The sequence below is a fragment of the Pseudarthrobacter sp. TE9888 genome (assembly GCF_056279345.1).
The window spans coordinates 273,317-296,245 of the sequence record NZ_JBWBRD010000002.1 but is presented as its reverse complement, the minus strand read 5'-3'; the positions used below and the strand labels follow the sequence as shown (position 1 = coordinate 296,245).

General features: G+C 67.6%; 21 protein-coding genes and 1 pseudogene. 12 read left to right on the top strand and 10 right to left on the bottom strand.

Annotated elements, in window-relative coordinates; translation table 11 throughout:
• Nucleotides 1-86 precede the first annotated feature (86 nt).
• Nucleotides 87-512 carry a CBS domain-containing protein gene (locus ACZ9J7_RS01935; protein WP_387557796.1) on the top strand — a complete coding sequence of 142 codons (426 nt, stop codon included), beginning with the start codon at nt 87-89 and terminating at the stop codon, nt 510-512.
• Between the two features lie 92 nt (nt 513-604).
• Here the strand turns inward: ACZ9J7_RS01935 and ACZ9J7_RS01930 are convergent, their stop codons facing one another.
• The gene (locus ACZ9J7_RS01930) at nt 605-1,597 is read right to left on the bottom strand and encodes a LysM peptidoglycan-binding domain-containing protein (protein WP_476206556.1); all 993 of its coding nucleotides are present in this window, start codon (nt 1,595-1,597) and stop codon (nt 605-607) included.
• A 339-nt stretch (nt 1,598-1,936) separates the two neighbouring features.
• Entirely contained in the window at nt 1,937-2,671 is a 735-nt protein-coding gene (locus ACZ9J7_RS01925) for a potassium channel family protein (protein ID WP_476206554.1), read from the bottom strand.
• 72 nt (nt 2,672-2,743) lie between these two features.
• Between ACZ9J7_RS01925 and ACZ9J7_RS01920 the strand changes: the two genes are divergently transcribed.
• Entirely contained in the window at nt 2,744-3,298 is a 555-nt protein-coding gene (locus ACZ9J7_RS01920; RefSeq protein ID WP_476206552.1) for an acyl-CoA thioesterase, read from the top strand.
• A 93-nt stretch (nt 3,299-3,391) separates the two neighbouring features.
• Nucleotides 3,392-3,826, top strand: coding sequence for a thioredoxin family protein (locus ACZ9J7_RS01915; protein ID WP_476206550.1), 435 nt, complete (start codon nt 3,392-3,394; stop codon nt 3,824-3,826).
• Nucleotides 3,827-3,893: 67 nt separating this feature from the next.
• Here ACZ9J7_RS01915 and ACZ9J7_RS01910 read toward each other — a convergent pair whose 3' ends face one another.
• Nucleotides 3,894-4,172: a putative quinol monooxygenase gene (locus ACZ9J7_RS01910; protein WP_141182166.1), complete on the bottom strand. Its 279-nt coding sequence runs from the start codon at nt 4,170-4,172 to the stop codon at nt 3,894-3,896.
• Between the two features lie 93 nt (nt 4,173-4,265).
• Between ACZ9J7_RS01910 and ACZ9J7_RS01905 the strand changes: the two genes are divergently transcribed.
• Nucleotides 4,266-5,942 (top strand): AMP-binding protein, encoded by a 1,677-nt coding sequence (locus ACZ9J7_RS01905; protein ID WP_476206548.1) that lies wholly within the window; start codon nt 4,266-4,268, stop codon nt 5,940-5,942.
• On the opposite strand, the gene ACZ9J7_RS01900 is transcribed toward ACZ9J7_RS01905, so the two are convergent.
• Nucleotides 5,939-6,526, bottom strand: a complete 588-nt coding sequence (locus tag ACZ9J7_RS01900; RefSeq protein WP_476206546.1) for a hypothetical protein — start codon at nt 6,524-6,526, stop codon at nt 5,939-5,941. The genes ACZ9J7_RS01905 and ACZ9J7_RS01900 overlap by 4 nt on opposite strands.
• A gap of 143 nt (nt 6,527-6,669) precedes the next feature.
• Nucleotides 6,670-7,656, bottom strand: coding sequence for a DNA-3-methyladenine glycosylase family protein (locus tag ACZ9J7_RS01895; RefSeq protein WP_476206545.1), 987 nt, complete (start codon nt 7,654-7,656; stop codon nt 6,670-6,672).
• Nucleotides 7,657-7,818: 162 nt separating this feature from the next.
• Here ACZ9J7_RS01895 and ACZ9J7_RS01890 point away from each other — a divergent pair, with 162 nt between their 5' ends.
• Nucleotides 7,819-8,229 carry a VOC family protein gene (locus ACZ9J7_RS01890; protein WP_476206543.1) on the top strand — a complete coding sequence of 137 codons (411 nt, stop codon included), beginning with the start codon at nt 7,819-7,821 and terminating at the stop codon, nt 8,227-8,229.
• A gap of 25 nt (nt 8,230-8,254) precedes the next feature.
• Here ACZ9J7_RS01890 and ACZ9J7_RS01885 read toward each other — a convergent pair whose 3' ends face one another.
• The gene (locus ACZ9J7_RS01885) at nt 8,255-9,442 is read right to left on the bottom strand and encodes an SLC13 family permease (protein ID WP_476206541.1); all 1,188 of its coding nucleotides are present in this window, start codon (nt 9,440-9,442) and stop codon (nt 8,255-8,257) included.
• 59 nt (nt 9,443-9,501) lie between these two features.
• On the opposite strand from ACZ9J7_RS01885, the gene ACZ9J7_RS01880 reads away from it, so the two are divergent.
• The 5 genes and pseudogenes from ACZ9J7_RS01880 (at nt 9,502) to ACZ9J7_RS01860 (ending at nt 14,815) form a co-directional block, all read left to right on the top strand.
• Complete coding sequence (locus ACZ9J7_RS01880; RefSeq protein WP_476206539.1) at nt 9,502-10,887, top strand: cystathionine beta-synthase; 1,386 nt, start codon at nt 9,502-9,504, stop codon at nt 10,885-10,887.
• Between the two features lie 67 nt (nt 10,888-10,954).
• A complete protein-coding gene (locus ACZ9J7_RS01875; protein WP_476206538.1) occupies nt 10,955-12,118 on the top strand; it encodes a cystathionine gamma-synthase in 1,164 nt (387 codons plus the stop codon).
• A 50-nt stretch (nt 12,119-12,168) separates the two neighbouring features.
• Nucleotides 12,169-12,676: pseudogene (locus ACZ9J7_RS01870) on the top strand (winged helix-turn-helix transcriptional regulator).
• On the top strand, nt 12,673-14,019 hold the full coding sequence (locus ACZ9J7_RS01865) for an MFS transporter (RefSeq protein WP_476206536.1): 1,347 nt from the start codon (nt 12,673-12,675) through the stop codon (nt 14,017-14,019). The pseudogene ACZ9J7_RS01870 and the gene ACZ9J7_RS01865 overlap by 4 nt, the downstream one beginning before the upstream one ends.
• 25 nt (nt 14,020-14,044) lie before the next feature.
• On the top strand, nt 14,045-14,815 hold the full coding sequence (locus ACZ9J7_RS01860; RefSeq protein ID WP_476206534.1) for an SDR family oxidoreductase: 771 nt from the start codon (nt 14,045-14,047) through the stop codon (nt 14,813-14,815).
• A gap of 14 nt (nt 14,816-14,829) precedes the next feature.
• Here the strand turns inward: ACZ9J7_RS01860 and ACZ9J7_RS01855 are convergent, their stop codons facing one another.
• The 4 genes from ACZ9J7_RS01855 to ACZ9J7_RS01840 are packed head-to-tail and all read right to left on the bottom strand — an operon-like array spanning nt 14,830 to nt 19,310.
• A complete protein-coding gene (locus ACZ9J7_RS01855; RefSeq protein ID WP_476206533.1) occupies nt 14,830-16,005 on the bottom strand; it encodes an acyl-CoA dehydrogenase family protein in 1,176 nt (391 codons plus the stop codon).
• Nucleotides 16,002-17,495 carry an APC family permease gene (locus tag ACZ9J7_RS01850; protein ID WP_476206531.1) on the bottom strand — a complete coding sequence of 498 codons (1,494 nt, stop codon included), beginning with the start codon at nt 17,493-17,495 and terminating at the stop codon, nt 16,002-16,004. Before ACZ9J7_RS01850 ends, ACZ9J7_RS01855 begins: the two co-directional genes overlap by 4 nt.
• Nucleotides 17,492-18,703, bottom strand: a complete 1,212-nt coding sequence (locus ACZ9J7_RS01845) for a glutathionylspermidine synthase family protein (RefSeq protein WP_476206529.1) — start codon at nt 18,701-18,703, stop codon at nt 17,492-17,494. The genes ACZ9J7_RS01850 and ACZ9J7_RS01845 overlap by 4 nt, the downstream gene beginning before the upstream one ends.
• Nucleotide 18,704: 1 nt before the next feature.
• On the bottom strand, nt 18,705-19,310 hold the full coding sequence (locus ACZ9J7_RS01840) for a Tat pathway signal protein (protein WP_476206528.1): 606 nt from the start codon (nt 19,308-19,310) through the stop codon (nt 18,705-18,707).
• 179 nt (nt 19,311-19,489) lie between these two features.
• On the opposite strand from ACZ9J7_RS01840, the gene ACZ9J7_RS01835 reads away from it, so the two are divergent.
• Nucleotides 19,490-20,143 (top strand): MOSC domain-containing protein, encoded by a 654-nt coding sequence (locus ACZ9J7_RS01835; protein WP_476206526.1) that lies wholly within the window; start codon nt 19,490-19,492, stop codon nt 20,141-20,143.
• A gap of 407 nt (nt 20,144-20,550) precedes the next feature.
• Nucleotides 20,551-22,632, top strand: coding sequence for a DEAD/DEAH box helicase (locus ACZ9J7_RS01830; protein WP_476206524.1), 2,082 nt, complete (start codon nt 20,551-20,553; stop codon nt 22,630-22,632).
• Nucleotides 22,633-22,929 lie beyond the last annotated feature (297 nt).

Genomic DNA, 22,929 nt, shown 5'->3' with positions numbered 1-22,929 from the left:
ATGGTGGTGCGGGCGTAATCTGGCAGCATCGGCGCGTGTGCCCCGATGCCCTGCGTCGATATTTCCCATCGATGAAGGAGGATTCAGTGAGTGCCGTACGTGAATTCATGACCACTGATGCGCGATGTATCAGGGAAAACGAGTCCCTTGTGGACGCGGCCCGAATGATGATGGACCTCGACTGCGGGGCGCTCCCCATCTGCGGTGACGACGGTAAGTTGAAGGGCATGATCACCGACCGCGACATTGTGCTCAAATGCGTCGCCGCCGGCCGCGACCCCGGACAAATGATGGCCCGCGACCTGGCCTCCGGCAAGCCGTACTGCGTTGATGCCGATGCCAACATCGATGAAGCCATCGGCATGATGGAGGAGCACCGGATCCGCAGGCTCCCGGTGATCTCGGACCACAAACTGGTGGGCATCATCAGCCAGGGCGATATTGCCCGCAATTACTCCGAACAGCGCGTGGGCGAACTGGTGGAACACATCTCAGAACGCCACACCGTGTAGCGCATCATGCTCTTGTCCGAAGATCCGGGCCTTGCAGGTCCGGATCCGCGGACATGCCTGGGAATTCCTGGGCAGCGGCGCCGCGGCAGCGGTCAGTTCAGCGCGATCAGGAGCATGGTGCTGGTTCCCGGAATGCAGGTCTGCAGGATGGCCCGGGGGAAGCCGCCGAAAACCGCGATGACGTCATTGGTGGTTCCGGGATTTGGGACCGTGCCGCGTCCGGTCACCGTGTACGTTCCATAACCCGGGATGCTCACCGTCTCACCCACGCCGATGCCCGAGAACCTTGCCCACCCACCGCAGAAATCGTGCTCGGTGATGAACAGCGAGAAGCCGTCATTGGGTGTGTAGTGGATCGGTCCGATGCATGCGTCAACCATGGACTGGCCACCCGAACCCGCCACATAGATGGTCCGGACGGCAGGAGCAGCCGGCACGACGGCGGGAGCCGGGGCGGGTGCCGGGGCAGCCGCCGGTGCCGCGGCGGCGGCGGGGGCGGCCGCGGGAGCCGGAGCAGGTGCGGGCTCGGCGACGGCGACGGGCGGCCCCGTCAACAGAAGCGTCTGGCCAGGGTAGATGATGCTGTAGGCGCTCAGCCCGTTGGCGGCCAGCATCGCGTTCATGTCCACGCCATGGGCGGCTGCGATCGCTCCCACGGTGTCTCCCGGGACCACCGTGTACAGGTTGGGGTCGCCGGCAGGTGCGGGGGCGGGCGCCGGCTCAGGTGCCGGAGCCGGCGCGGGAGCAGGCTCCACTGGTGGCGCGGGGGGCGCCTCCGGCTGTGCCGCGGCGGCGGGCACTGCTGCAGCAGCAGGCCCGGCCGCGTCACCTGGCTCGGCTGCGGCGCTGGGCGGCGGTGCGGCCGCCTCCGTCACCTGGGCTGCCACCATTGCGCTCCCGTCAAGGGACGCCGGTGGTGCTGCAAGTGCGCCGACGCCTACCGCGGCCACCACCGCGGCGGTGGCCATGCCGGCCCATAGTTTGTTGCTGATGACCGGGCGGGCGGTGGTGAGGTCGGTCCGCGGTTCGTCGGTGGCGAAGCTTCTGCTCGCGCTGTCGGGGGAGGGGATTGTTGGCTGTTTCATGGGTTGCCCATCAGGTTTCGGTCCAAGCCGAGGTGCGGTGCACGCCAGGGCGCCGGACGGATCGAGATGCCATTGCGCCGCCGGCCCCGGCAGCGAGCCGGAGCCAATGGCGGCGCAGTATGGAGTCATCCGCATACCCAGAAAATGCGGAGCTCCGCGTGAAGGCAGGAACGTCCGGAAGCCACCCGGTGGACCTGCCCGTGCATGTTTGGTCCTAGGAATCCCGAGTCTAGGAAGCATGCCGGGGCCGGGCACCAGTAGGGATTACCCGACTTTCAGGGCCCGCTACTCGCCCGGAGCGGGACTGCTACTCGACGCCGGTTGCCTGGATACTTGCCGCTACAGCGGCCGGCGTTCCCGCAGTTCCGCGATCTCGCGCCGCAGCAGGGCGATCTCCTTGACCAGTTCGGCCACTTCAATCCGTACCGGTTCCTCTACAGCCTCCGCCACTGATTCGGCCGTGTCCTCCACCCGCTGGACCAGCCATGACGCGATGGACGCCGTCACCACACCGAGGACCGCGATGCCGCTCATCATGAGGGCTGCGGCCACCAGCCGGCCGATGGTCGTGACAGGGTACATGTCCCCGTAACCCACGGTGGTGATGGTGGCGGTGGCCCACCACAGGGCGTCGCCGAACGTGGTGATCCTGGCGCCGGGCGCCCACTGCTCCACGTCCAAGGCTGCCAAGGCCCCCACGAACGCCAGCAAAGCCGCGGATGCCGCCACATACGTCACTACCCGGCCGCGCAGCGTCTCGCCCACGGTCCGGTGCAGCACTGACAGCAAGGTCACCAGGCGCAGCAGGCGGAGGGGCCGGAAGAACGGCAGCGCAACAATCACCAGTTCGTGCAGGTTCCTCACGAACCACTGCCGGCGGTTCTCCGCCAGCCACAGGTTCGCCACGTAGTCCAGGACGAAAACGCACCACGTCACCCACATCACGCCCTCGAGCCACTCGGCTCCGGCCCCCTCGATCCGGCCGATGACCTGCCAGGCGTACGCGGCCAGGAACACCAGCGCGGTCGCCATGAGGGGCCACTCCGCCAGGGCCCGGTAGCGTTGCTGCGTCATGCACGAAATCCTACGGCGGATGGGCCGGCGGAGGCCCTGCCGGAAAATGTTACCCGCGGGTAACATGGGGGCATGCACCTGCTCCTGAGAACCCTCCTCCTGCTCTTCCGCTCCGGCCGCCGTCCGCAGTCAGGGGTGTGGGACCCGGCGTCCCTGTCCCTGCGCGTCCTGCCGACGGACATTGACATTGCCATGCACGTCAACAACGGCATGTACCTGTCCCTGATGGACTTGGGCCGGTTCGACCTCATGGTGCGCAGTGGTGTCTGGAAGCGGATGCGCCGCCGCGGCTGGAGCCCGGTGGTGTCGGCGGAAACCATCTCCTTCCGCAAGTCGCTGCAGCTGTGGCAGGAGTACGCCATCGAGACCCGCATCATCGGGCTGGACACCAAGGCGATCTTCTTCGAGCAGCGGATGGTGGCCGACGGCGAAATCTACGCCCGTGCCTACATCGCCACCCGGCTGGTCACCAAGGGCGGTCCGGTCAGCCAGGACGACATCCTCGCGGAGTTCGGCACCCCGCCGGAGGACCTGGTCCTCCCCGAATGGATCCACGAATGGCGCGCCTCCAGTGCCCTCCCCGGCAGCCGTACGCCGGCCCCGCACCTCTGGGATGCCACCGCCTGACGCGGCCGGCCGCCGTCGTCCCTCCCGGTATTCCCAATGACGCGGGGAGCGAACAACCGCGACAGTCCCGGGCCGGGCGCGTACCGTGGACACATGGCTACCCTTGACATCACAGGTGAACAGTTCGCATCGACGATTGAAGGAAACGACATTGTCCTGGTCGATTTCTGGGCAGAATGGTGCGGTCCCTGCAAGCAGTTCGGGCCCACCTACTCCACCGTCTCCGAGAAGCACCCGGACGTCCTCTTCACCAAGGTGGACACCGAAGCGGAGCAGCAGCTCGCGGCGGAGGCCAACATCACTTCCATCCCCACACTGATGGCCTTCCGCGAAAAGGTGCTGGTGTTTTCCCAGCCGGGCGCGCTGAACGCCCAGCAGCTGGAACAGGTGGTGGACGCCGTGAAGGCACTTGACATGGAAGAAGTCCACGCCCATGTGGCCAAGCAGCGCGAGGAAGCGGCAGCCGCAGCGGCCAAGCCTGCCGGCCAGGGCGGACCGCAGGATGGCACGCAGATCCCCGACTTCTAAGACCCGGTTAAACGCAGGATGCGGGACCTCTCTCCGGAGGTCCCGCATCCTGCTTTTATCGGCTGCGCTAGACGCGTTCCACCTTGACCGGTTCAGCCAGCAGCGCGCTCAGCGATTCGTTCAGGTCCTGCACGGCGATGCCCTTGGAGTGCCTGTCCAGGTCTTCCTGGGAGGCCCACTGCTCCGTCAGGACCAGCTTCTCCTCGGTGGCTTCGGTCAGTTCGTACTGGATGCAGCCTGGCTCCTTCACCACCTCGTCGATGGCGATTTCCAGGGCCAGCTTGACGCGGTGGAACTCGCCGTCGTTGGGGATGAATGTTGCTATCAGGTCAATGGGTGCACTCATGGATTTCACAATACCGGGCGCCCGGGAACGAACCGGCAGTGTTGCGGTGCCGGCATGCTTCTCCTGCCGGGATCCTGTTGGTAGCGTGCCATCATGCGTGCTTATACAGCCGGGGACACTGACGTCCCGCTCCTGGAGGAAACCATTGGCGCGAACTTTGAGCGCGTCGCCGCGCAGTTTCCGCTGCACGATGCCCTCATCGAGGCCGCGCCGGTGCCGGGCGCTGACGCCCGCCGCTGGAGCTATACCAAGATGAACGACGACGTCGACCGGCTGGCCCGCGCGCTCCTCGCCCTGGGTGTCGCCAAGGGGGAGAGGGTAGGCATCTGGAGCCCCAACTGCGCCGAATGGACGCTGCTGCAGTACGCTACCGCCAAGATCGGCGCCATCCTGGTCAACGTCAACCCGGCGTACCGCAGCCATGAACTCGAATTCGTGGTCAAACAGAACGGCATGCGCATGCTGGTCACGGCGCCGTCGGACGCCAACAGCGATTACGTGGCCATGGGCCGCCAGGCCCTCCTCACCTGCCCGGATCTGCAGGAGCTCGTCTTCCTTCCGGACCACGGCCTGGACGCTCTGAAAGCCGGCAGCCCCGAAGGCGACGCGGAACTGACCTATGCTGAGCTGCTCAAGCGCGCTGACGCCGTCGGGCACGCCGTCCTGAAGGCCCGCATGGCCGAACTCAGCCCGCACGATCCCATCAACCTGCAGTACACCTCCGGCACCACCGGCTTCCCCAAGGGCGCCACGCTGACCCACCACAACATCCTGAACAACGGCTTCGCGATCGGCGAGCTGCTGGGCTACACGGAGCATGACCGGGTGGTCATTCCGGTGCCTTTCTACCACTGCTTCGGGATGGTGATCGGCAACCTGAACGCGCTCAGCCATGGCGCCGCGACCATCATCCCGGGGCGTGGCTTCTCGCCCGCCGCCGCCCTGGAAGCGGTCCAGGACTTCCACGGCACCTCCCTGTACGGCGTGCCCACCATGTTCATCGCCGAGCTCGCGCTGCCCGATTTCGGTTCGTACGATCTCTCGACGCTCCGCACCGGCGTCATGGCGGGTTCGCTGTGTCCCATCGAGGTGATGAACCGGGTCATTGCTGAGATGAACATGGTGGACGTGGCCATCTGCTACGGCATGACCGAGACCTCGCCGGTGTCCACCATGACGCGCAAAGGGGACACGATGCAGCAGCGGACCGAGACGGTAGGCCGCACCATGCCGCAGCTGGAGAGCAAGATTGTGGATCCTGCCACCGGGGAAGACCTGGAACGCGGGCAGATCGGCGAACTCTGCACCCGCGGCTACGCCGTCATGGCCGGATACTGGAACCAGCCGGACAAGACCGCCGAGGCCATCGACGCGGAGGGCTGGATGCACACCGGGGACCTGGCCCGCATGGACGACGACGGCTATGTGGTGGTGGAAGGCCGGATCAAGGACATGGTGATCCGGGGTGGCGAGAACATCTACCCCCGCGAGATCGAGGAATTCCTCTACACCCACCCGGACATCCAGGACGTCCAGGTCATCGGGGTCCCGGACACCCGGTACGGCGAGGAGCTGATGGCGTGCATCATCCTCAAGCCGGGTGCCGGGCCCCTCGACGCCGGGGCCATCGCAGAGTTCTGCCGCGGGCGGTTGGCGCACTACAAGATCCCGCGCTACGTGGAGGTCCGCGAAGACTTCCCCATGACGGTCTCGGGGAAGATCCGCAAAGTCCAGATGCGCGAGGAAGCGGTGGTCCGGCTGGGCCTCTAGGAGCTCCGGCGGCGGCCCGCGCCGGCCCGAACGGCCACTACTGCGGCGATGGCCACCGCTGCCAGCGCTGCCACGGCCAGTGCTGCCCTGCCTTCCCAACCCGCCGGCGAGAGTGTGCGGGTGCTGCCCGCGCCAGTGACCTCGTTGGCAGGGATGTTCCACTCCTCCCGGGAGGGAAAGATTCCGGGTGGGAGCTGCACCTCGCGCAGTTCCCGCCGGGCGGCGAGCCGCTCGCGGACATCCGGATTCGGGGCCGGTTCCAGGTTGTCCGCGGCGATGGCCGTGGGGTAGTCGATGATGTACGGCTCACCGTAAAACGCCGACGACGCCACGGACTCCACCCAGGTCGCGGGGGGTGCCGCAACTCCCCGCGCGGCGAAGGCTGCGAGAAGCATGTCCCGGATTTCCGCCAGGCTCCTGCCCCCGGCGTCGCGCGACACGTCGAAGATGGCCAGCTGCAGCTGCAGCTTCAGCTTCTGCTCCGCGTCCGGGTCCTGGGCGTCCGGATCCAGGACGGCGGGATCCTGGGACGTTCCGGGCACGGCCTCGGAGTTGGGGTTGTTGCTGCCTGTTGCGGAGCTCATGGGATCCTTTCGGTCGACGTTGCCTGCCAGCCTGGTGCCGTCCAGCCGGACGGGTGTGGCACCCCGCGGGGCACCCTATACGGGCTCCGTACCCTCTGGCGCGGAGATCAAGCGGTTCAAGGCGGCCGGAAGTGCCGTGCAGGTCAGTGCCCCCGGTGGTCCTGGATGGTCATCCGCGGGCCAAAGGTGGGCTTGCGGAAGCCGGTGGCCTGAATCATCCGGACCACGCGCTGCCGGTGCCCCCGCCAGGGCTCCAGCAGGCGGAGCATCCCGGCGTCGTCGGTCCTGCGTCCGGTGAGGGCCGCCCCCACGTAGGCCGCCAGGTGGTAGTCGCCCACCGAGATCGAGTCCGGACAGCCATGGGTGCGCTGGACCACCTCGGCAGCAGTCCACACCCCAATCCCCGGAATGACCTGCATCTTTTCCCCGGCCTCCAGCGCAGGCAGCGCCGCGAGGCGTTCAAGCGCGACGGCGGAGCGCAGCGCACGCATGACAGTCGCCGAACGCTGGGGACCCACGCCTGCCTTGTGCCACTCCCAGCTCGGAACCTGCAGCCACTGCGCCGCCGTCGGCGCCACCACCAGGCCGGCCGGCGTAGACACCCCGGCCCGCGGTGCCGGGGTTCCGTAGCGGTGCACCAGGTAGCGGTAGCCGCGCCGCGCCTCGATGACCGTTACTTTTTGTTCGAGGATGATCGGCACCAGCTGGTCCACCATCCGCCCGCTTGACGGCAGCCGAACTGCAAGGGCGCGGCGGCGGGCCTCCCGCACCATGCGCGGCAGGGTCGAGTGGAAGGCCGGTTCGTCGAAACCCTGCCAGTCGTCGTCGGCACCCAGCAGCCGGGGCGCGGCCTTCACGGCCGCTGCGGCGCCGGGCCCCCATGCCTGGATGTCCACCAGCGGGGCGCCCGCTTCGCCGCCGCCTGCGGGGGCGAGCCGCATGGTTGCCGGGCCCTCCGGCGTCGTAAACGCGTTCCAGATGACGTCCCCCTGGACGCAGAAGGACGGATCGCTGTTGCCGCTCAGGAGCGGGCCGAGGGTCCGGGAAAGGCTGTAAGGACCATCCGGATACCACCGCAGGGACACGTCCGCCGCGGCGGCCAGCCGGGGAGGTGCCTCTGCGATCGTCATGCCCTCCATCGTCCCACGGACCGCCGACAGTGGCGGGACCATCGGCCCTTCTGCGCTTCCCGGCCCCGGAATAAGATCACCGCGTGCGGCACCCGGGCAGCCGGGCATCCGGCGCACCAGGCACCCAACCAACAGGGAAGCACAGGAACACGGAGGGCAACCATGGGCGGAGTAGTGCATTTCGAGATTCCCGCGGACGACCAGAAGCGGGCCAGGAAGTTCTACCAGGAGGCCTTGGGCTGGCGGATCGAACCGGTGCCGGGCATGGATTACAGCATGGTCATCACCACGGACATGGACGACGACGGCCAACCGGCGGCCGCGGGCGCCATCAACGGCGGGATGATGGCCAGGGAAGGGCAGATCACCGCCCCGGTCATCACCGTAGACGTGCCGGACATTGACGCCACGCTTAAGAGCGTGGAAGCACTCGGCGGCTCGGTGGTCATGCCAAAGAACGAGATCCCCGGCATGGGCTTCACGGCCTACTTCAAGGATCCCGAGGGCAACGTGATGGGCCTCTGGGAGAACCTCCCCGGAGGCGAGGGGGGCGGCCAGGCCGCCGGAAGCTGATCCCCGGCAGCTGATTCCGGCCGGCTCAGGGCATCCCGGACACGGCCCACAGAGCCAGGACGGCCAGCGGCACGGTCAGCACCACCGCCACTAGGCCCGCGGCGGCGAAACCGCCCCATTTGATGGGGACATTCAGTACCCGGAGCCGCTCATGCCACAGCAGCGTGGCCAGCGAAGCCCACGGCGTCACCAGCGGTCCCAGGTTCACCCCGATCAGCAGGGCGGCGAGCCTGGCAGGCGAACCTGCCACCGGTTCCAGGGCCAGATAGGCGGGAAGGTTGTTCGCCAGGTTCGCCGCCCCGGCGCCCAGCCCGGCCAGCTGCAGGAGGGCGGGCAGGCTGTCCCCGGTCCCGGCCACACCCGCCAGCAGGGTGGTGAGGCCGTGCGCGTGCAGGGCCTCCATCAGCATGAACAGCCCCACCGTCAGCATCAACGGCCGCCACGGGACCATGGACCACCGCAGGGCCGCGGGGCGGCGCCGGAGGAAGACCGCCACCAGGACCGCGGCGGCCGCGAGTGCCGGGTACTGGACCGGCAGTCCGGACACCAGCGCGGGCAGCAGGACCACCAGCGTGATCCCACCGGCTTTCAGCAGGGTCCGGTCGCGGACAGGACGGGCAGGCTGGGGCGCGTAGGTTCCGCGCAGGTCCCGCCGGAACGCCAGCCACAGCAGGCCGAGCGGGACCAGCAGGCCCACCAGGGCCGGAGCCCACACCAGCCCGGCGAAGCGCCACGGGCTCAGGCCCAGCCGGTCCTGCGCCAGCAGGTTGGTCAGGTTGGACACCGGCAGCAGCAGGGAGGCGGTATTGGCCAGCCAGATGCTGGTCAGCGCGAACGGCAGCGGCGGGATCCGAGCATGGACGGCCAGCAGGACCACCACGGGCGTCACCAGCACGGCGGTCGTATCCAGGGACAGGAACACCGTGGACACCGTGGCCACCGCCACCACCAGGAGCCACAGCAGGAAGACCCGGCCCCGGCCCAGTGCGGCCAGGCGGTCGGTCACCACCCGGAACAGCCCTGCCTCGTCCACCAGTTCGGTGACCAGGGACATGGCCAGCACGAAGGCCAGGATGGGAATGGTCCGGGTGGCCAGGTCCCCGAACGCGGGCAGGGGGAGAACGCCAAATGCCAGGGTGGCCACGCCGGCGGCCAGGGTTGCGCCGGGCAGCAGGTAGCTGCGGACGGCTTTCAGCCATGCGAACTGCTTCACCGGGCTATCCTCCCATCCGGGGCAGGGATCGGCGTGCAGGAAGCGGTAGCTTTGTACCTATGAAGTACGCCCAGTCCATCCTGGACCTCATCGGCAATACCCCGCTCATCAAACTCAACCACGTGACCGAAGGCATCAGGGCCACCGTCCTGGTCAAACTGGAGTACCTGAACCCCGGCGGGTCCATCAAGGACCGCATCGCGGCGCAGATGATCGAGGACGCCGAACGCGAGGGCAAGCTGAAGCCCGGCGGCACCATAGTGGAGCCCACGTCAGGCAACACCGGGGTTGGCCTGGCGCTCGTGGCGCAGCAGAAGGGCTACAAGTGCGTCTTCGTGGTCCCGGACAAGGTGGGCGAGGACAAGCGTGCCGTGCTGCAGGCCTATGGCGCCGAAGTGGTGGTAACCCCCACGTCGGTGCCGCCGGACAGCCCGCAAAGCTACTACGGCGTCTCGGACCGGATCACCCGCGAGACCCCGGGTGCCTTCAAGCCGGACCAGTTCTCCAACCCTGCCGCGCCCGGCAGCCACTACAAGACCACCGGCCCGGAGATCTGGCGGGACACAGAAGGCAAGGTCACCCACTGCGTCATCGGCGCCGGCACCGGCGGCACCATCACCGGCACCGGCCGGTACCTCAAGGAGGTTTCGGCTGACAGGCCGGAGTCCGACGGCGGGGTGGTCCGGATCATCGGTGCGGACCCGGAAGGCTCGGTCTACTCAGGCGGCACCGGGCGCCCGTACTTCGTGGAGGGCGTCGGGGAGGACATGTGGCCGGCGAACTACGACAAGACCATTCCCGACGACGTCATCGCGGTCTCCGATGCAGACTCCTTTGCCATGACCCGGCGCCTGGCGCGGGAGGAGGGGCTACTGGTGGGCGGTTCCTCCGGCATGGCCGTAGTAGCCGCGCTGCAGGCGGCCAGGGACCTGCCGGAAAGCGCCGTCGTCGTGGTTATCCTGCCCGACTCCGGCCGCGGCTACCTGGCCAAAATCTTCAACGACCAGTGGATGCGCTCCTATGGGTTCCTCTCCGGCGGCGAGGAAACCTCCGTGGGGGAAGTCATCAAATCCAAGAACGGCGAGCTGCCGGACCTGGTGCACATCCACCCCAACGAGTCGGTGCGCGACGTCATCAACATCATGAACGAGTTCGGCGTCAGCCACATCCCGGTCCTCTCACAGGAACCGCCAGTGGTCATGGGCGAGGTCCTGGGCGCCGTGGACGAGCGCACCCTGACCGCCAAACTGTTCCGCGGCGAAGCCAAGCTGACGGACAAGATCTCCGAACACATGGGGCCCAAGCTTCCCGTGATCGGCTCACTGGAAACCATCTCCGCGGCCAGGGAACTGCTCTCCGACGCGGACACCCTGATGGTCACGTTCGTGGGCGCGCCCGTGGGCATCCTCACCCGGCACGACCTGCTGGCCTACCTCAGCAACTAATATCCGGTGGTTGGGCTTGCCGAAACCCCGGTTTCGACAAGCCCACCCACCCTTTGGAAGGAGCATCATGACTGTCTCTGGAAACCAAGGTTTCAACACCCGCGCCGTCCACGCCGGCCAGGCCTTCGAGCCCCGCACCGGCGCCGTGGTCCCGCCGCTGCACTTCAGCTCCACGTACGCCCAGGACGGCATCGGCGGCCTGCGCAGCGGCTACGAGTACGGCCGCGGCGGCAACCCCACCCGGGACGCGCTCCAGGAACAGCTGGCGGCGCTGGAACTGGGCACCCATGCCTACAGCTTCAGCTCCGGGCTCGCCGCGGAGGACGCCCTTATCCGCGCGCTCACCCGCCCCGGGGACCACATCGTCCTGGGCAACGATGCCTACGGCGGCACCTACCGGCTGATCAGCCGGGTGCTGGGGGACTGGGGGATCGGCAACACCCCCGTGGACATGGCCAACCTGGACCGGGTCCGCCATGCGGTGGCTGCGCGCAAGACCCGGTTCGTCTGGGTGGAAACGCCGTCCAACCCGCTGATGAAGATCACCGACATCGTGGCGCTCGCCGACATTGCGCACGACGCCGGGGCCCTCCTGGTGGTGGACAACACCTTCGCGTCCCCCTACCTCCAGAACCCGCTCGCCCTGGGTGCCGACGTGGTGGTCCACTCCACCACCAAATACATCGGCGGCCACTCCGACGTGGTGGGCGGCGCCGTCGTGGTCAGGGACGCGGAACTGGCGGAGAAGATCGGCTTCGTGCAGTTCGCCGTCGGCGCCGTGTCCGGACCCATGGATGCCTTCCTGACTACCCGCGGACTCAAGACCCTGGGCGTGCGGATGGACCGGCACAGCGAGAACGGCCAGGCCGTGGCCGAGTGGCTGCTGGAGCGCCCGGAGGTGGAAGCCGTCCTGTACCCGGGCCTGCCGGACCACCCGGGTCACGAGCTGGCCAAGAAGCAGATGCGCAAGTTCGGCGGCATGGTGTCCGTCCAGTTCAAGGGCGGTGAAGCTGCCGCGCGCAAGGTGGCCGAGTCCACGTCCGTGTTCACCCTGGCGGAATCCCTCGGCGGCATCGAGTCACTGATGAACTACCCGTCCGAGATGACCCACGCCTCGGTTAAGGGCACGGAACTGGCCGTCCCCGTGAACCTGCTGCGCCTGTCCTGCGGCATCGAGGACAAGGAAGACCTGATCGCGGACCTGGACCAGGCCTTCTCCAATATCCCGTAACGATCACAGCCCTATGGCTTTCTTGAAGAAAGTCAACTAGCGTTTCCGGTATGCCCCTACGCTCCGACTGGTCCCAACGCAACTGCAGCATGGCCCGCGGCCTGGACATCCTGGGTGACCCCCTGGTCCATCCTGGTCCTGCGCGAGGTCTTCTTCGGCAACGGGCGCTTCGACGCCATGAAGAGCCGGCTGGAAGTGGCGGACTCCGTCCTCAGCAAACGCTTGGCAGGCTTGGTGGAGTCCGGACTGCTGGAAAAAACGGCCTACGACGACGGCGGCCGCACCCGCCAGGAGTACGTCCTCACCCCCAAAGGTGAAGACGCCCTCCCGGTCCTGAATGCGGTCACTCTCTGGGCGGAAAAGCACCTGCCCGCACCGTCCGACCAGGCGCACCTGTATGTCATCCATTCAGGCTGCGGCAAAGCCACCAGTTCGGCCGATACCTGCACCGAATGCGGGGAACGGCTTACCGCGGCGAACACCAGCTGGCACAGCCGCTCCCGGTCCGAACAGCCCATCCCGCTGTCCACCGCCGCAGGGAACGGAACGGCCGCGTGAGCGCCCTGCCCGGGAAAGCCGCGGACACGGCAACGCTCCACACCCGGCGCGGACCGCTCCGCCGCCTGCATCCCGCCTGGATCGTCGCTGCCGTCGCCTTCCTGGCGCTGGTGGGCGCGGCAGGTTTCCGGGCTGCCCCCGGCGTGCTCATGGTCCCGCTCCAGCAGGAGTTTGGCTGGTCCACCACGGTCCTGTCATCTGCGGTCAGCATCAACCTGGTCCTCTTCGGCCTGACCGCCCCGTTCGCCGCAGCCCTGATGGAACGCTTCGGCATCCGGGCCGTGACGGCAACCGCACTGGTCCTGATCGGCATGGGCAGCGCCCTGACCGTCCTGGTGAACCAGTCCTGGCAGATCCTGCTGACCTGGGGCCTGCTGATCGGTCTCGGAACCGGCTCCATGGCCCTGGTCTTCGCCGCCACCATCGCCAATACCTGGTTCACCAAAAGCCGCGGACTGGTGATTGGCATCCTCACCGCCGGCAGCGCCGCCGGACAGCTGGTCTTCCTCCCCTTCATCGCCATGCTTGCCCAGGACCCCGGCTGGCGGCAGGCCTCGCTGCTGATCGCCGCGGGCGCCCTGGCCGTGGTCCCGCTGGTGCTGAAGTTCCTCAAGAACTCGCCGGCCGACGTCGGGGTGCTGCCGTATGGTGCCGGGCCGGTGGACGTCGAAGCCCAGGAGGCCGCACCGGTCCAGGACAACGGACCCCGCACCAACGCCGCCGTCCGCGCCCTCCAGGTGCTGCGGCGCGCCAGCAAGGTCAGGACCTTCTGGGCCCTCGCGGCGGGTTTCGCCATCTGCGGCGCCACCACCAACGGCCTGATCGGCACCCATTTCATCCCCTCCGCGCACGACCACGGCATGCCTGAGACCACCGCCGCGGGCCTGCTGGCCGTCGTCGGGATCTTCGACATCATCGGCACCATCGCCTCAGGCTGGCTGACGGACCGCTTCAACCCCCGCGTCCTGCTGGCCGTCTACTACCAGTTCCGCGGCATTGGCCTGCTGGTGCTTCCGCTGCTGCTGAATGCCGAGGTCCAGCCCAGCATGATCGTGTTCGTGGTGATCTACGGCCTGGACTGGGTAGCCACCGTCCCGCCCACGGCGGCCATCTGCCGTGAAACGTTTGGAGCGGACGGCAGCGTGGTCTTCGGGTGGGTCTTTGCAGCCCATCAACTCGGGGCGGCCGCGGCCGCCATCGCCGCCGGGGCGCTCCGTGATTCCACCGGGCATTACACCTACGCCTGGTTTGGCGCCGCCGCCATGTGCACCATCGCCGCCGTCATCAGCGCCACCATCCGCCGGCACAACAGTTCGCGGGAAGCTGAGCCCGCGGCGGCCTGACACCTGGCGCGGCTAGGCTGGTCGGATGGAGCCCCTTGCACCCGTCCCTGCCCGTCCCGTTGCCCTGGTCACCGGGGTGGGCCGGCTGGCCGGCATCGGTGCCGGTATTTCCCGCCAGCTCGCGGCTGACGGCTGGGACCTGGTCCTGTCCTACTGGGCGGACTACGACGCCCGCATGCCGTGGGGGAGCGAACCAGAAGACGTGGTCCGGCTGACCGCGGAGCTGGAGGCGATTGGCGCCAAGGTCCACGTCCTGTCCGCCGACCTCCAGGATCCCGCGGTCCCGGACCGGCTCATGGCCGAGGCCGCCCAGCTGGCAGGTCCTTTGCAGGGCCTGGTGCTTAGCCACGCGGAATCCGTTGACTCAGGCATGCTGGACACCACGGTGGAATCCTTCGACCGGCACTTTGCCGTGAACACCCGCGCCAGCTGGCAGCTGATTGCCGCTTTCGCGCGTCAGGCAACGGACGACGGCGGCGCCATCGTCGCGCTGACCAGTGACCACACAGCGTTCAACCTTCCCTACGGCGCCTCGAAGGGGGCACTGGACCGGATTGTGATCGCCGCTGCCCGGGAGTTGGGCCCGCAGGGGATTTCCGCGAACGTCCTCAACCCGGGGCCCGTGGATACCGGCTGGATGACCCCGGAGATCCGTGGCGAGCTCACGGCGCAGCAGCCGGGCGGCCGCCTTGGCACACCTGCTGACGTTGCCGGAACCGTGGCCTTCCTGCTCTCACCGGCCGGACGGTGGGTGTCCGGGCAGCTGATCAAAGCGGACGGCGGCTTCTCGGCCTGACCGGCCTGGCGCGCCTAGTGGAAGGCGCCGAGCCCCGTGATGTGCCGGCCCAGGACCAGGGTGTGCACCTCGTCGGTACCCTCATAGGTCCGGACCGATTCCAGGTTCGCGGCGTGCCGCAGCGGCGAGTAGTCCGTGGTGATGCCGTTGCCGCCCAAAATGGTCCGTGCTTCACGGGCGATCCTGATGGCCTCGCGGACGTTGTTGAGCTTTCCCAGCGAGATCTGTTCGGGCCGGATGGTCCCCGCGTCCTTGAGCCGGCCCAGGTGCAGGGCCAACAGTGTGCCCTTCTGGATCTCCACCAGCATGTCCACCAGTTTCTGCTGCGTAAGCTGGTAGCCCGCCAGCGGCCTGCCGAACTGCAGCCGCTCCAGCGAGTAGTCCAGTGCTGCCTCGTAGGAATCCCGGGCGGCGCCCATGGCACCCCAGGCGATCCCATACCGGGCCTCGTTCAGGCAGGTGAACGGGCCGCGCAGCCCCCGTGCACCCGGCAGCAGGGCCTCCGGACCCAGCCGGACGTCGTCGAACACCACGTCGCACTGGATGGAGGCGCGCATGGACAGTTTCTGCTTAATGGGCGTGGCTGTGACGCCCGGGGTTCCGGCCGGCACCAGGAAGCCGTGCACGCCGTCGTCCGTCATGGCCCACACCACCATGACGCCGGCCACGGAGGCCAGCCCGATCCAGCGCTTGGTGCCGTTGAGCACCCAGCCGGCATCATCCCCGGTGCCATCCTTTGTGGCGTAGGTGGCCATGGAAGCAGGGTCCGAGCCAGCAGTTGGCTCGGTCAGCGCGAAGCAGCCGATGACCTCGCCCGCGGCCATCCGGGGCAGCCACTCCTGCTTCTGCTCCTCCGACCCCCAGGCGTGGATGGCGGTCATGGCCAGCGAACCCTGGACGGACACGAAGGTACGGATGCCGGAATCGCCGGCCTCCAGTTCCATGGCCGCGAGGCCGTATTCGACGGCGGACCGGCCCGGGCAGCCATAGCCCTCCAGGTGCATGCCCAGGACGCCGAGCTCGCCCAGTTCCGTCGCCAGCTCCAGGGGAAAAACGGCGTCCTCATACCAGCGGGCGATGTCCGGCTTGATGCGTTGCCGGGTGAAATCGCGGACCTTTTGCCGGAGCTCCAGTTCCTCCGATGACAGAAGGGAATCGAGGTCCAGGATGTCTGATGGCGCGGCGGTCATGGCTTCACCTCAAAGTAGGCGCGGGTGGCGGGCAGGAACCGGCAGGCGGCGGCCAGGACGGCGCCGAGGGCCAGCAGCACCACGCCGCTGACGAAGGCGCCGCCGACGCCGAAGATCTGGGTGTCGCCGTAGGCCGGGTCCCACATCTGGACTGCCGAGATGAAGAACGCGGCCGTCAGCAGCAGTGCGCCCGCCAGGGGAAGGATGCCGCGGAACCAAAGGTTGCGGGCCGAGCCCCGGAGCGTTCCGCGGAAGTACCAGAAGCAGGCGAAGCCGGTCAGGGCGTAGTAGAACGCGATGAACAGGCTGATGGCGCTGATGGAGTCGGCCAGGAGGTTCTCGCTGAGGAAGCTCATGGCCACGTAATACGCTGCGGCCGCACCCCCCATCACCTGGGTGGAGAACCCGGGGGTCTGGTTGCGCGGGTGCACCTCTGCGAATTTGGCCGGCAGCGCACCGTGGACGCCCATGGACAGGGTGCCGCGGGCGGTGGGCAGGATTGTGGTCTGCGTGGAGGACAGCACCGAAGCCAGCACGGCGACGACGATCAGCCAGCCCCAGGGCCCCAGCACCACGTCCTTCATGGCCAGGAACACGTCGTCCTTGTTGGCCTCGTTGCCCAGGCCGATGCCCTCGGAGCCCACCGTGGCGTACATCATCACCAGCAGCGCCACCGAAACATAGATGGCCACCAGCACGAAAGCCGAGATCACGGCGCCCCGGCCGGGAGTCGTGAACGGGTCCTCGGTCTCTTCGTTGACGGCCAGGCAGGTGTCCCAGCCCCAGTAAATGAACAGGGCCAGGAGGGCCCCGTGCACCACCGCGCCGGGATCGGCGAAGGCGCCCACCGGATTGAACCATTCGAAGTCGAAGGCCTGTCCCTCCGGCGCCCCGCCCACAATCCGCACAACGATGGCCAGGGCAAATATGCCCAGGGCTATGTACTGGATGTAGGTCAGGACGCGCTGGACGTGCTCGCCCAGCCGGATCCCGCGGTAGTTCACCAGGGTCATCAGCACGATGAACAGCAGCCCGGTCCCGGTGACCAGCAGCTTGTTCTGTGCCAGGGATCCGTCACCCACCAGCAGCCACAGGTACTGGCCCGCCACCTGCGCCAGGTTGGCCAGGACCACGATCCCGGCCAGTGCCACGCCCCAGCCGCCCAGCCAGCCCGCCCAGGGGCCGAAGGCCTGCCGGGACCAGGTGAACGTGGTGCCGCAGTCAGGGATGGCACTGTTGAGCTCCCTGAAGGCGTAGGCAATGAACAGGACCGGAACGAAGCCGAGCAGGAGGATCAGGGGCGTGTAGTTGCCGTTGACGGCAACAATGAGGCCCAGGGTGGCGGCCAGTGAGTACACCGGGGCGGTGGAGGCCAGCCCGAGCATCACCGAATCGCCCAGGTCCAGGATCCCGGCCCGCAGCCCCTTGGCCGGGACCGGGGTGCCGCTGCCGCTGCCGTGGCCTCCCGCCGTCGTCATGTCCGTGCTCATAAGGTAATACCTGCCTTGGTGGAGCCGGCCACCGCGGAAAGCGGAGCCGGCGCGTCAATGGTGTTGGGGACGAAGCGGCAGAAATAGTCCGTGACCGGGCCGTCCGATTCCCGGATGCCGCAGCCCACGGATTCGCCGTCCACCACCCACAGGCCCAGGACCGGGCGGTTGCCGTCGAAGTCCGGGAGTGGGTGGTACTGCTGGTAGCACCAGCCCTCCCGGCCGTACCCGCCGGGCTGCTCCAGCGTCAGGCCCCCGGCGTGGATGCGGATGTTGTCGCCTTCGCGGCCATGCAGGGGCTTGGCCACCCACTCCTTCAGCGGCCCCGGGTCCGTGAGGTAGGCCGGCAGCAGGTTGGGGTGGTCGGGGTAGAGGTGCCACAATGCCGCGAGCAGGGCCTTGTTGGAGAGCAGCATCTTCCAGGCCGGTTCCACCCACCGCGGGTTGTGGGCGCGCTCCAGCAGGCGGGGACCGAACTCCTCCTTCATCATCAGCTCCCAGGGGTAGAGCTTGAAGATGGTGCTGATCATGAAGTTGTCCAGGTCCACGAACCGGTTCAGGTTGGGATCCCACCCGATATCGGACATATTGATGCCGATGGTGGTCCAGCCGGCCTGGCTGGCGACGTCGCGCATGTAGGCGGCGGTCATCCAGTCCTCCCCGGACTCCTCCACCTCGGAATGGGCCACGTGCAGGGTGCTCATCCCGGTGCGGTACTGGAATTTCTTCCACTGCCGGATCAGGGCCTCGTGGATACCGTTCCACTGGTCCTTTCCCGGGTGGACATCCTGCAGCCAAAACCATTGGGCCACGGCGGCTTCGATCAGCCCCGTGGGCGTGTCCGCGTTGTATTCGAGCATCTTGGCGGGGCCGCCCCGGCCGTCGTAGATGAAGTCGAACCGGCCGTACACGTCCACGTCGCCGGCCTGCAGGGATTCAGCTGCCAGTTCCAGGGCCTGCGGACCGATGCCGATGCTGCCCATGGCCCCGGTGGCAAGGAATTTGGCCGCCTCCAGGCACATCCGGTGCATGTCCTCGGCGGCGAGTTCCAGGGTTTCCACCTCGTCCATGGTGAACTCGTAGTAGGCCGACTCGTTCCAGTATTCGATCCGGCGCCCGTCATCCATGGTGGTGGTGGAGAAGACCAGGCCCTGCTCTTCGATCTTCTGCTTCCAGCCCTGCCGGGGCTCGCTTGCCAGTCTCTTCACGTCAGCCTCCCGAGACCTTTCCGCCGCCGCTTGAGCCGCTCTTTGCGCTTGAACCGAACCCGCCGCGGCTCACCGTGCCGCCCTTGCTGCTGTAGCCCGTGGACGCCTTGGCGCCGCTGGGGATGGTGCTCGAGTAGCCGGGGGCGGTGGACCTGTTTTGCCCGACGGCCGGAACGCTGGCCCCGCGGGAGTAGAAGTACCAGGCGTAGAGGCCGCCGCTGCGGCCCGCGGAGCTCTCACAGCTGTTGTCCGCCACGCGCTCGCCGGTTTCTTCGTTGAAGCAGACCTGGGCGTAATCGGGGTCCTCCTCGTTGCTGGCAACCACCGCCGTGATGGTGCCGGCCAGCAACGCGGTCACGCCCAGGCCCACCACCACAGTGCGCCGCTGGGAGCGCTTCTTGCGGGCTGCCGCTTGGTTGAGCTGCTTCTCCCGCTCGCGCGCAAACGGATCCACCGGGGTGACGGGTTCGTTGAGGAGCTCGGGACGCAGGTCCGGCCTAGGCACCTGCCAAGGTGGTGGCTTGGCGCTGCCGCCGGTGCCACTGCTGCCGTTGTCCGCCGGCCCGTTCTCCGGTTCCTCTTTTGGGTCTTTCTGGTTCGAGTCCACGGCGTCCCCCTCAATTGGTCGCGCGATTTGGGCGCAGCACCGCACCCCCAAATGCAAGTCTCGAATCAGCGTAGTCCCTGAAGGTACCGCCTGCGAGCAGAATTACCTGCGGCCGTGGGGGAGGCCTGCCCATTGCGGGCGCGGGGGCCCCGGGTGCAGGAAAACCCTAGACTGATGCCATGGAATCAGGTTCTGTCCTTGCCGTCTGCCGCGTCCACCAGCTCCTGGGGGATGCCGGCAGCGTGGGCGTCACGGCCATCGACAAGCGCCCGGCGAATGGTCCGGTCAAGGTGCACAGGCTGGGCCTGCGCGGGGATATCCAGGCCAACACGGCCCACCACGGCGGGGAGGACCAGGCCGTCTACGCCTATTCCCAGGCCGACGCCGACTACTGGGCCGAGGCCCTGGGGCGCGAGGTACCCCCGGGCTTCTTCGGCGAGAATTTGCGGGTGTCCGGCATCGAGGCCACCCATGCGGTCATCGGGGAGCGCTGGATGGTGGGCTCCGGCGTCGAACTGGAAGTCACTTCCCCGCGCACGCCCTGCGCCACGTTCCAGCGGCGCATGAAGGAACCACAGTGGGTGAAGCGCTTCACCGACGAAGGACGGGTGGGGACCTACCTGCGCGTCCTCCGCACCGGCAGCATCCAGGCCGGCGACACCATCGAGCGCACGTTCGTCCCGCGCCATGGCGTGACCATTGGCAGGTGGTTCAGTGGGCCGGACGCGGACCTTATTGCGGCCCTTCGCGGAGCGGAAGCCGACGGCGAGATCCGGCTCCAGGACGAGTATCACACCAAGTTTGAGGTACTGCTGCGGCGGCTGGGACGGTAGCACCGCGCGGTCCCATGGCCATGCGGCGGGCTGTGTGCGCAAGCTCACCCGCCGTCGTCGGCCGTTCAATTTCCGGTCCGCGGCGTCCGTGCCCTACACTTGAAACATCCCCCACTCCGGAAATCCCTTTTTCCTGCCCAATTCTTGAGGCAGGACTGGCAAGTGTTGGGGCCCGCGCAAGCGATGCGGGCATTTTCATAGGGAGAGCCGGCTAAAGAAAACGCTGTACAGACTGCTGGGATAGCAGCCAAGAGATGCAGCGCGAAGTCCTGCCACGGGATTGCGAAAGCGCCGGACTTCTGTGACCGGCCGGTCAACGTTTGCCCGGCATCATCGGCACGTGTACTGCGGCTCCGCTCACCTCGGGTAGTGCCGCCTGGCCCCCTATGGATGAGGAATATCTCTCTATGCCCGAAAATCAGAACGAAACCACCGCAGCGGCAACCGCTGAAACCGCTACCGTCGAATTCACTGAGGCCGCTGCACCCGCAGCCGAGTCCACTGCCACCGAAGCTGCCGCAACGGCCGACGTTGCTCCCGCTGCCAAGGCCGCGGATGATGACGAAAACACCGTCAAGTTCGTTGACCTCGGCATCGACGCCCGCGTCCTTGCCGCCCTGCAGGATGTCGGGTACGAAAAGCCGTCCCCCATCCAGGCGGCCACCATCCCGCTGCTGCTCGAAGGCCGCGACGTGGTGGGCCTGGCGCAGACCGGTACCGGCAAGACTGCAGCATTCGCAGTGCCGGCACTGTCCCGCCTGGCCGAACTCCACGACCTCAACGGCCCCTCCCGCAAGACCCAGGCGCTGGTCCTGGCCCCCACCCGCGAGCTGGCCCTCCAGGTTGCCGAGGCCTTCACCTCCTACGCCAAGCACATCGACGACTTCACCGTCCTGCCCGTCTACGGCGGCTCCGCCTACGGCCCCCAGCTCGCCGGCCTGCGCCGCGGCGCCCAGGTGGTCGTGGGTACTCCCGGCCGCGTGATCGACCACATCGCCAAGGGTTCCCTGGACCTGTCCGAACTCCAGTACCTGGTGCTGGACGAGGCTGACGAGATGCTGCGCATGGGCTTCGCCGATGACGTGGAACAGATCTTCCAGCAGACCCCTGAGGGCCGCCAGGTTGCGTTGTTCTCCGCCACCATGCCCGGCCAGATCCGCCGCATGTCCAAGCAGTACCTGAACAACCCGGCCGAGGTGCAGGTCAAGTCCAAGACCACCACCGGCGCCAACACCCGCCAGCGCTACCTGCAGGTCATGGGCCCGCACAAGCTGGACGCCATGACCCGCATCCTCGAGGTGGAAGAGTTCGACGGCGTCATCGCCTTCGTCCGCACCAAGATGGCCACCGAGGACCTGGCTGACAAGCTGCGCGCCCGCGGTTTCCAGGCTGCCGCCATCAACGGCGACATCCCGCAGCAGCAGCGCGAGCGCACCGTCGACGCCCTGAAGGAAGGCCGGATCGACATCCTGGTGGCCACCGACGTCGCAGCCCGCGGGCTCGACGTGGAGCGCATCAGCCACGTCATCAACTACGACATCCCGCACGACACGGAGTCGTACGTGCACCGCATCGGCCGTACGGGCCGTGCCGGTCGTTCCGGTGAAGCCATCCTCTTCATGACGCCGCGGGAGAAGTACCTGCTGCGTTCCATCGAGAAGGCCACGCGCCAGCCGGTGGAGCAGATGCACCTGCCCACCGCCGAGACCGTCAACACGCTGCGCCTCGGCAAGTTCGCCGAGCGCATCACGGAGACCCTTGCGTCCGAGGATGTTGCCGCGTTCCGTGACCTCATCGCTTCCTACGAAGAAGAGCACAACGTTCCCGCTGCCGAGATTGCCGCAGCCCTGGCTGTCATGGCGCAGGGCGGCCAGCCGCTCCTGGTGAAGGAACTGCCTGCCGCTCCCGAGTTCCAGAAGCGTGAGCGGTCCAAGGACGGCTTCGGCTCCCGTGGCCCGACCCGGACGCTGACCGAAGGCAACGCCACCTACCGGATTGCCGTGGGACGCCGCCAGCGTGTCATGCCCGGTTCGATCGTGGGCGCCATCGCCAACGAGGGCGGCATCTCCTCTTCGCAGATCGGCGGCATCGATATCCGCTCGGACCACTCCCTGGTGGAACTGCCCGCGGACCTGAGCCAGGACCAGCTGCGCGCCCTGTCCCGCACCCGGATTGGCGGCGAGCTGATCCACCTCGAGCTGGACAACGGCCGCAAGCCCTCCGGCGACCGCGGCGCCTACCAGGGAAACCGCGGCGGTGACCGCGGTGGCAACTTCAAGGGCAACGGTGGGTTCAAGAAGGAATTCCGCAAAAACGACGGCGAGCGGACCTCCGCTGACCGCGGCGGCCGTTCGTACAGCGAGCGTTCAGAGCGGTCCTTCAGCGACCGCGGTGATTCCCGCTTCGCCGGCCACGGCGACGGCTCCCGCAAGCCCCGCAGCGGCGGCGACAGCGGCCACCGCGAGTTCAACCGCAAGGGCAAGTGGTAAACACTTCCGCGCGTTGAGGGATTGACGACGGCGATGGGCCGGCTTTCGAGCCGACCCATCGGCGTTTAAGCCCAAGCCGAATGTGGGGCTGGACACATTCCCGCCGCGGAATGTACTCAACGTGCCTCTGAAAGGCGTTTCCCGGCGTCGGCCGCTCTGCTGTCCATGCCCCTCCAGCCCCGGAATTCCGCGGAAAATGTGGGGCGCGCGGTGCCGGTGACAGGTGCAATCCCCAGGCCGGGGAGCGGCTGGACGCCGATTTGTTGGTGCGGAAATCTTCCGGTAGAGTATTTACTC

Coding starts and splice junctions, on each gene's coding strand:
- ACZ9J7_RS01930 (WP_476206556.1), bottom strand. CDS start 1,597: ATGAAACAGCCAACAATCCCCTCCCCCGACAGCGCGAGCAGAAGCTTC.
- ACZ9J7_RS01925 (WP_476206554.1), bottom strand. CDS start 2,671: ATGACGCAGCAACGCTACCGGGCCCTGGCGGAGTGGCCCCTCATGGCG.
- ACZ9J7_RS01920 (WP_476206552.1), top strand. CDS start 2,744: ATGCACCTGCTCCTGAGAACCCTCCTCCTGCTCTTCCGCTCCGGCCGC.
- ACZ9J7_RS01915 (WP_476206550.1), top strand. CDS start 3,392: ATGGCTACCCTTGACATCACAGGTGAACAGTTCGCATCGACGATTGAA.
- ACZ9J7_RS01910 (WP_141182166.1), bottom strand. CDS start 4,172: ATGAGTGCACCCATTGACCTGATAGCAACATTCATCCCCAACGACGGC.
- ACZ9J7_RS01905 (WP_476206548.1), top strand. CDS start 4,266: ATGCGTGCTTATACAGCCGGGGACACTGACGTCCCGCTCCTGGAGGAA.
- ACZ9J7_RS01900 (WP_476206546.1), bottom strand. CDS start 6,526: ATGAGCTCCGCAACAGGCAGCAACAACCCCAACTCCGAGGCCGTGCCC.
- ACZ9J7_RS01895 (WP_476206545.1), bottom strand. CDS start 7,656: ATGACGATCGCAGAGGCACCTCCCCGGCTGGCCGCCGCGGCGGACGTG.
- ACZ9J7_RS01890 (WP_476206543.1), top strand. CDS start 7,819: ATGGGCGGAGTAGTGCATTTCGAGATTCCCGCGGACGACCAGAAGCGG.
- ACZ9J7_RS01880 (WP_476206539.1), top strand. CDS start 9,502: ATGAAGTACGCCCAGTCCATCCTGGACCTCATCGGCAATACCCCGCTC.
- ACZ9J7_RS01875 (WP_476206538.1), top strand. CDS start 10,955: ATGACTGTCTCTGGAAACCAAGGTTTCAACACCCGCGCCGTCCACGCC.
- ACZ9J7_RS01860 (WP_476206534.1), top strand. CDS start 14,045: ATGGAGCCCCTTGCACCCGTCCCTGCCCGTCCCGTTGCCCTGGTCACC.
- ACZ9J7_RS01855 (WP_476206533.1), bottom strand. CDS start 16,005: ATGACCGCCGCGCCATCAGACATCCTGGACCTCGATTCCCTTCTGTCA.
- ACZ9J7_RS01850 (WP_476206531.1), bottom strand. CDS start 17,495: ATGAGCACGGACATGACGACGGCGGGAGGCCACGGCAGCGGCAGCGGC.
- ACZ9J7_RS01835 (WP_476206526.1), top strand. CDS start 19,490: ATGGAATCAGGTTCTGTCCTTGCCGTCTGCCGCGTCCACCAGCTCCTG.
- ACZ9J7_RS01830 (WP_476206524.1), top strand. CDS start 20,551: ATGCCCGAAAATCAGAACGAAACCACCGCAGCGGCAACCGCTGAAACC.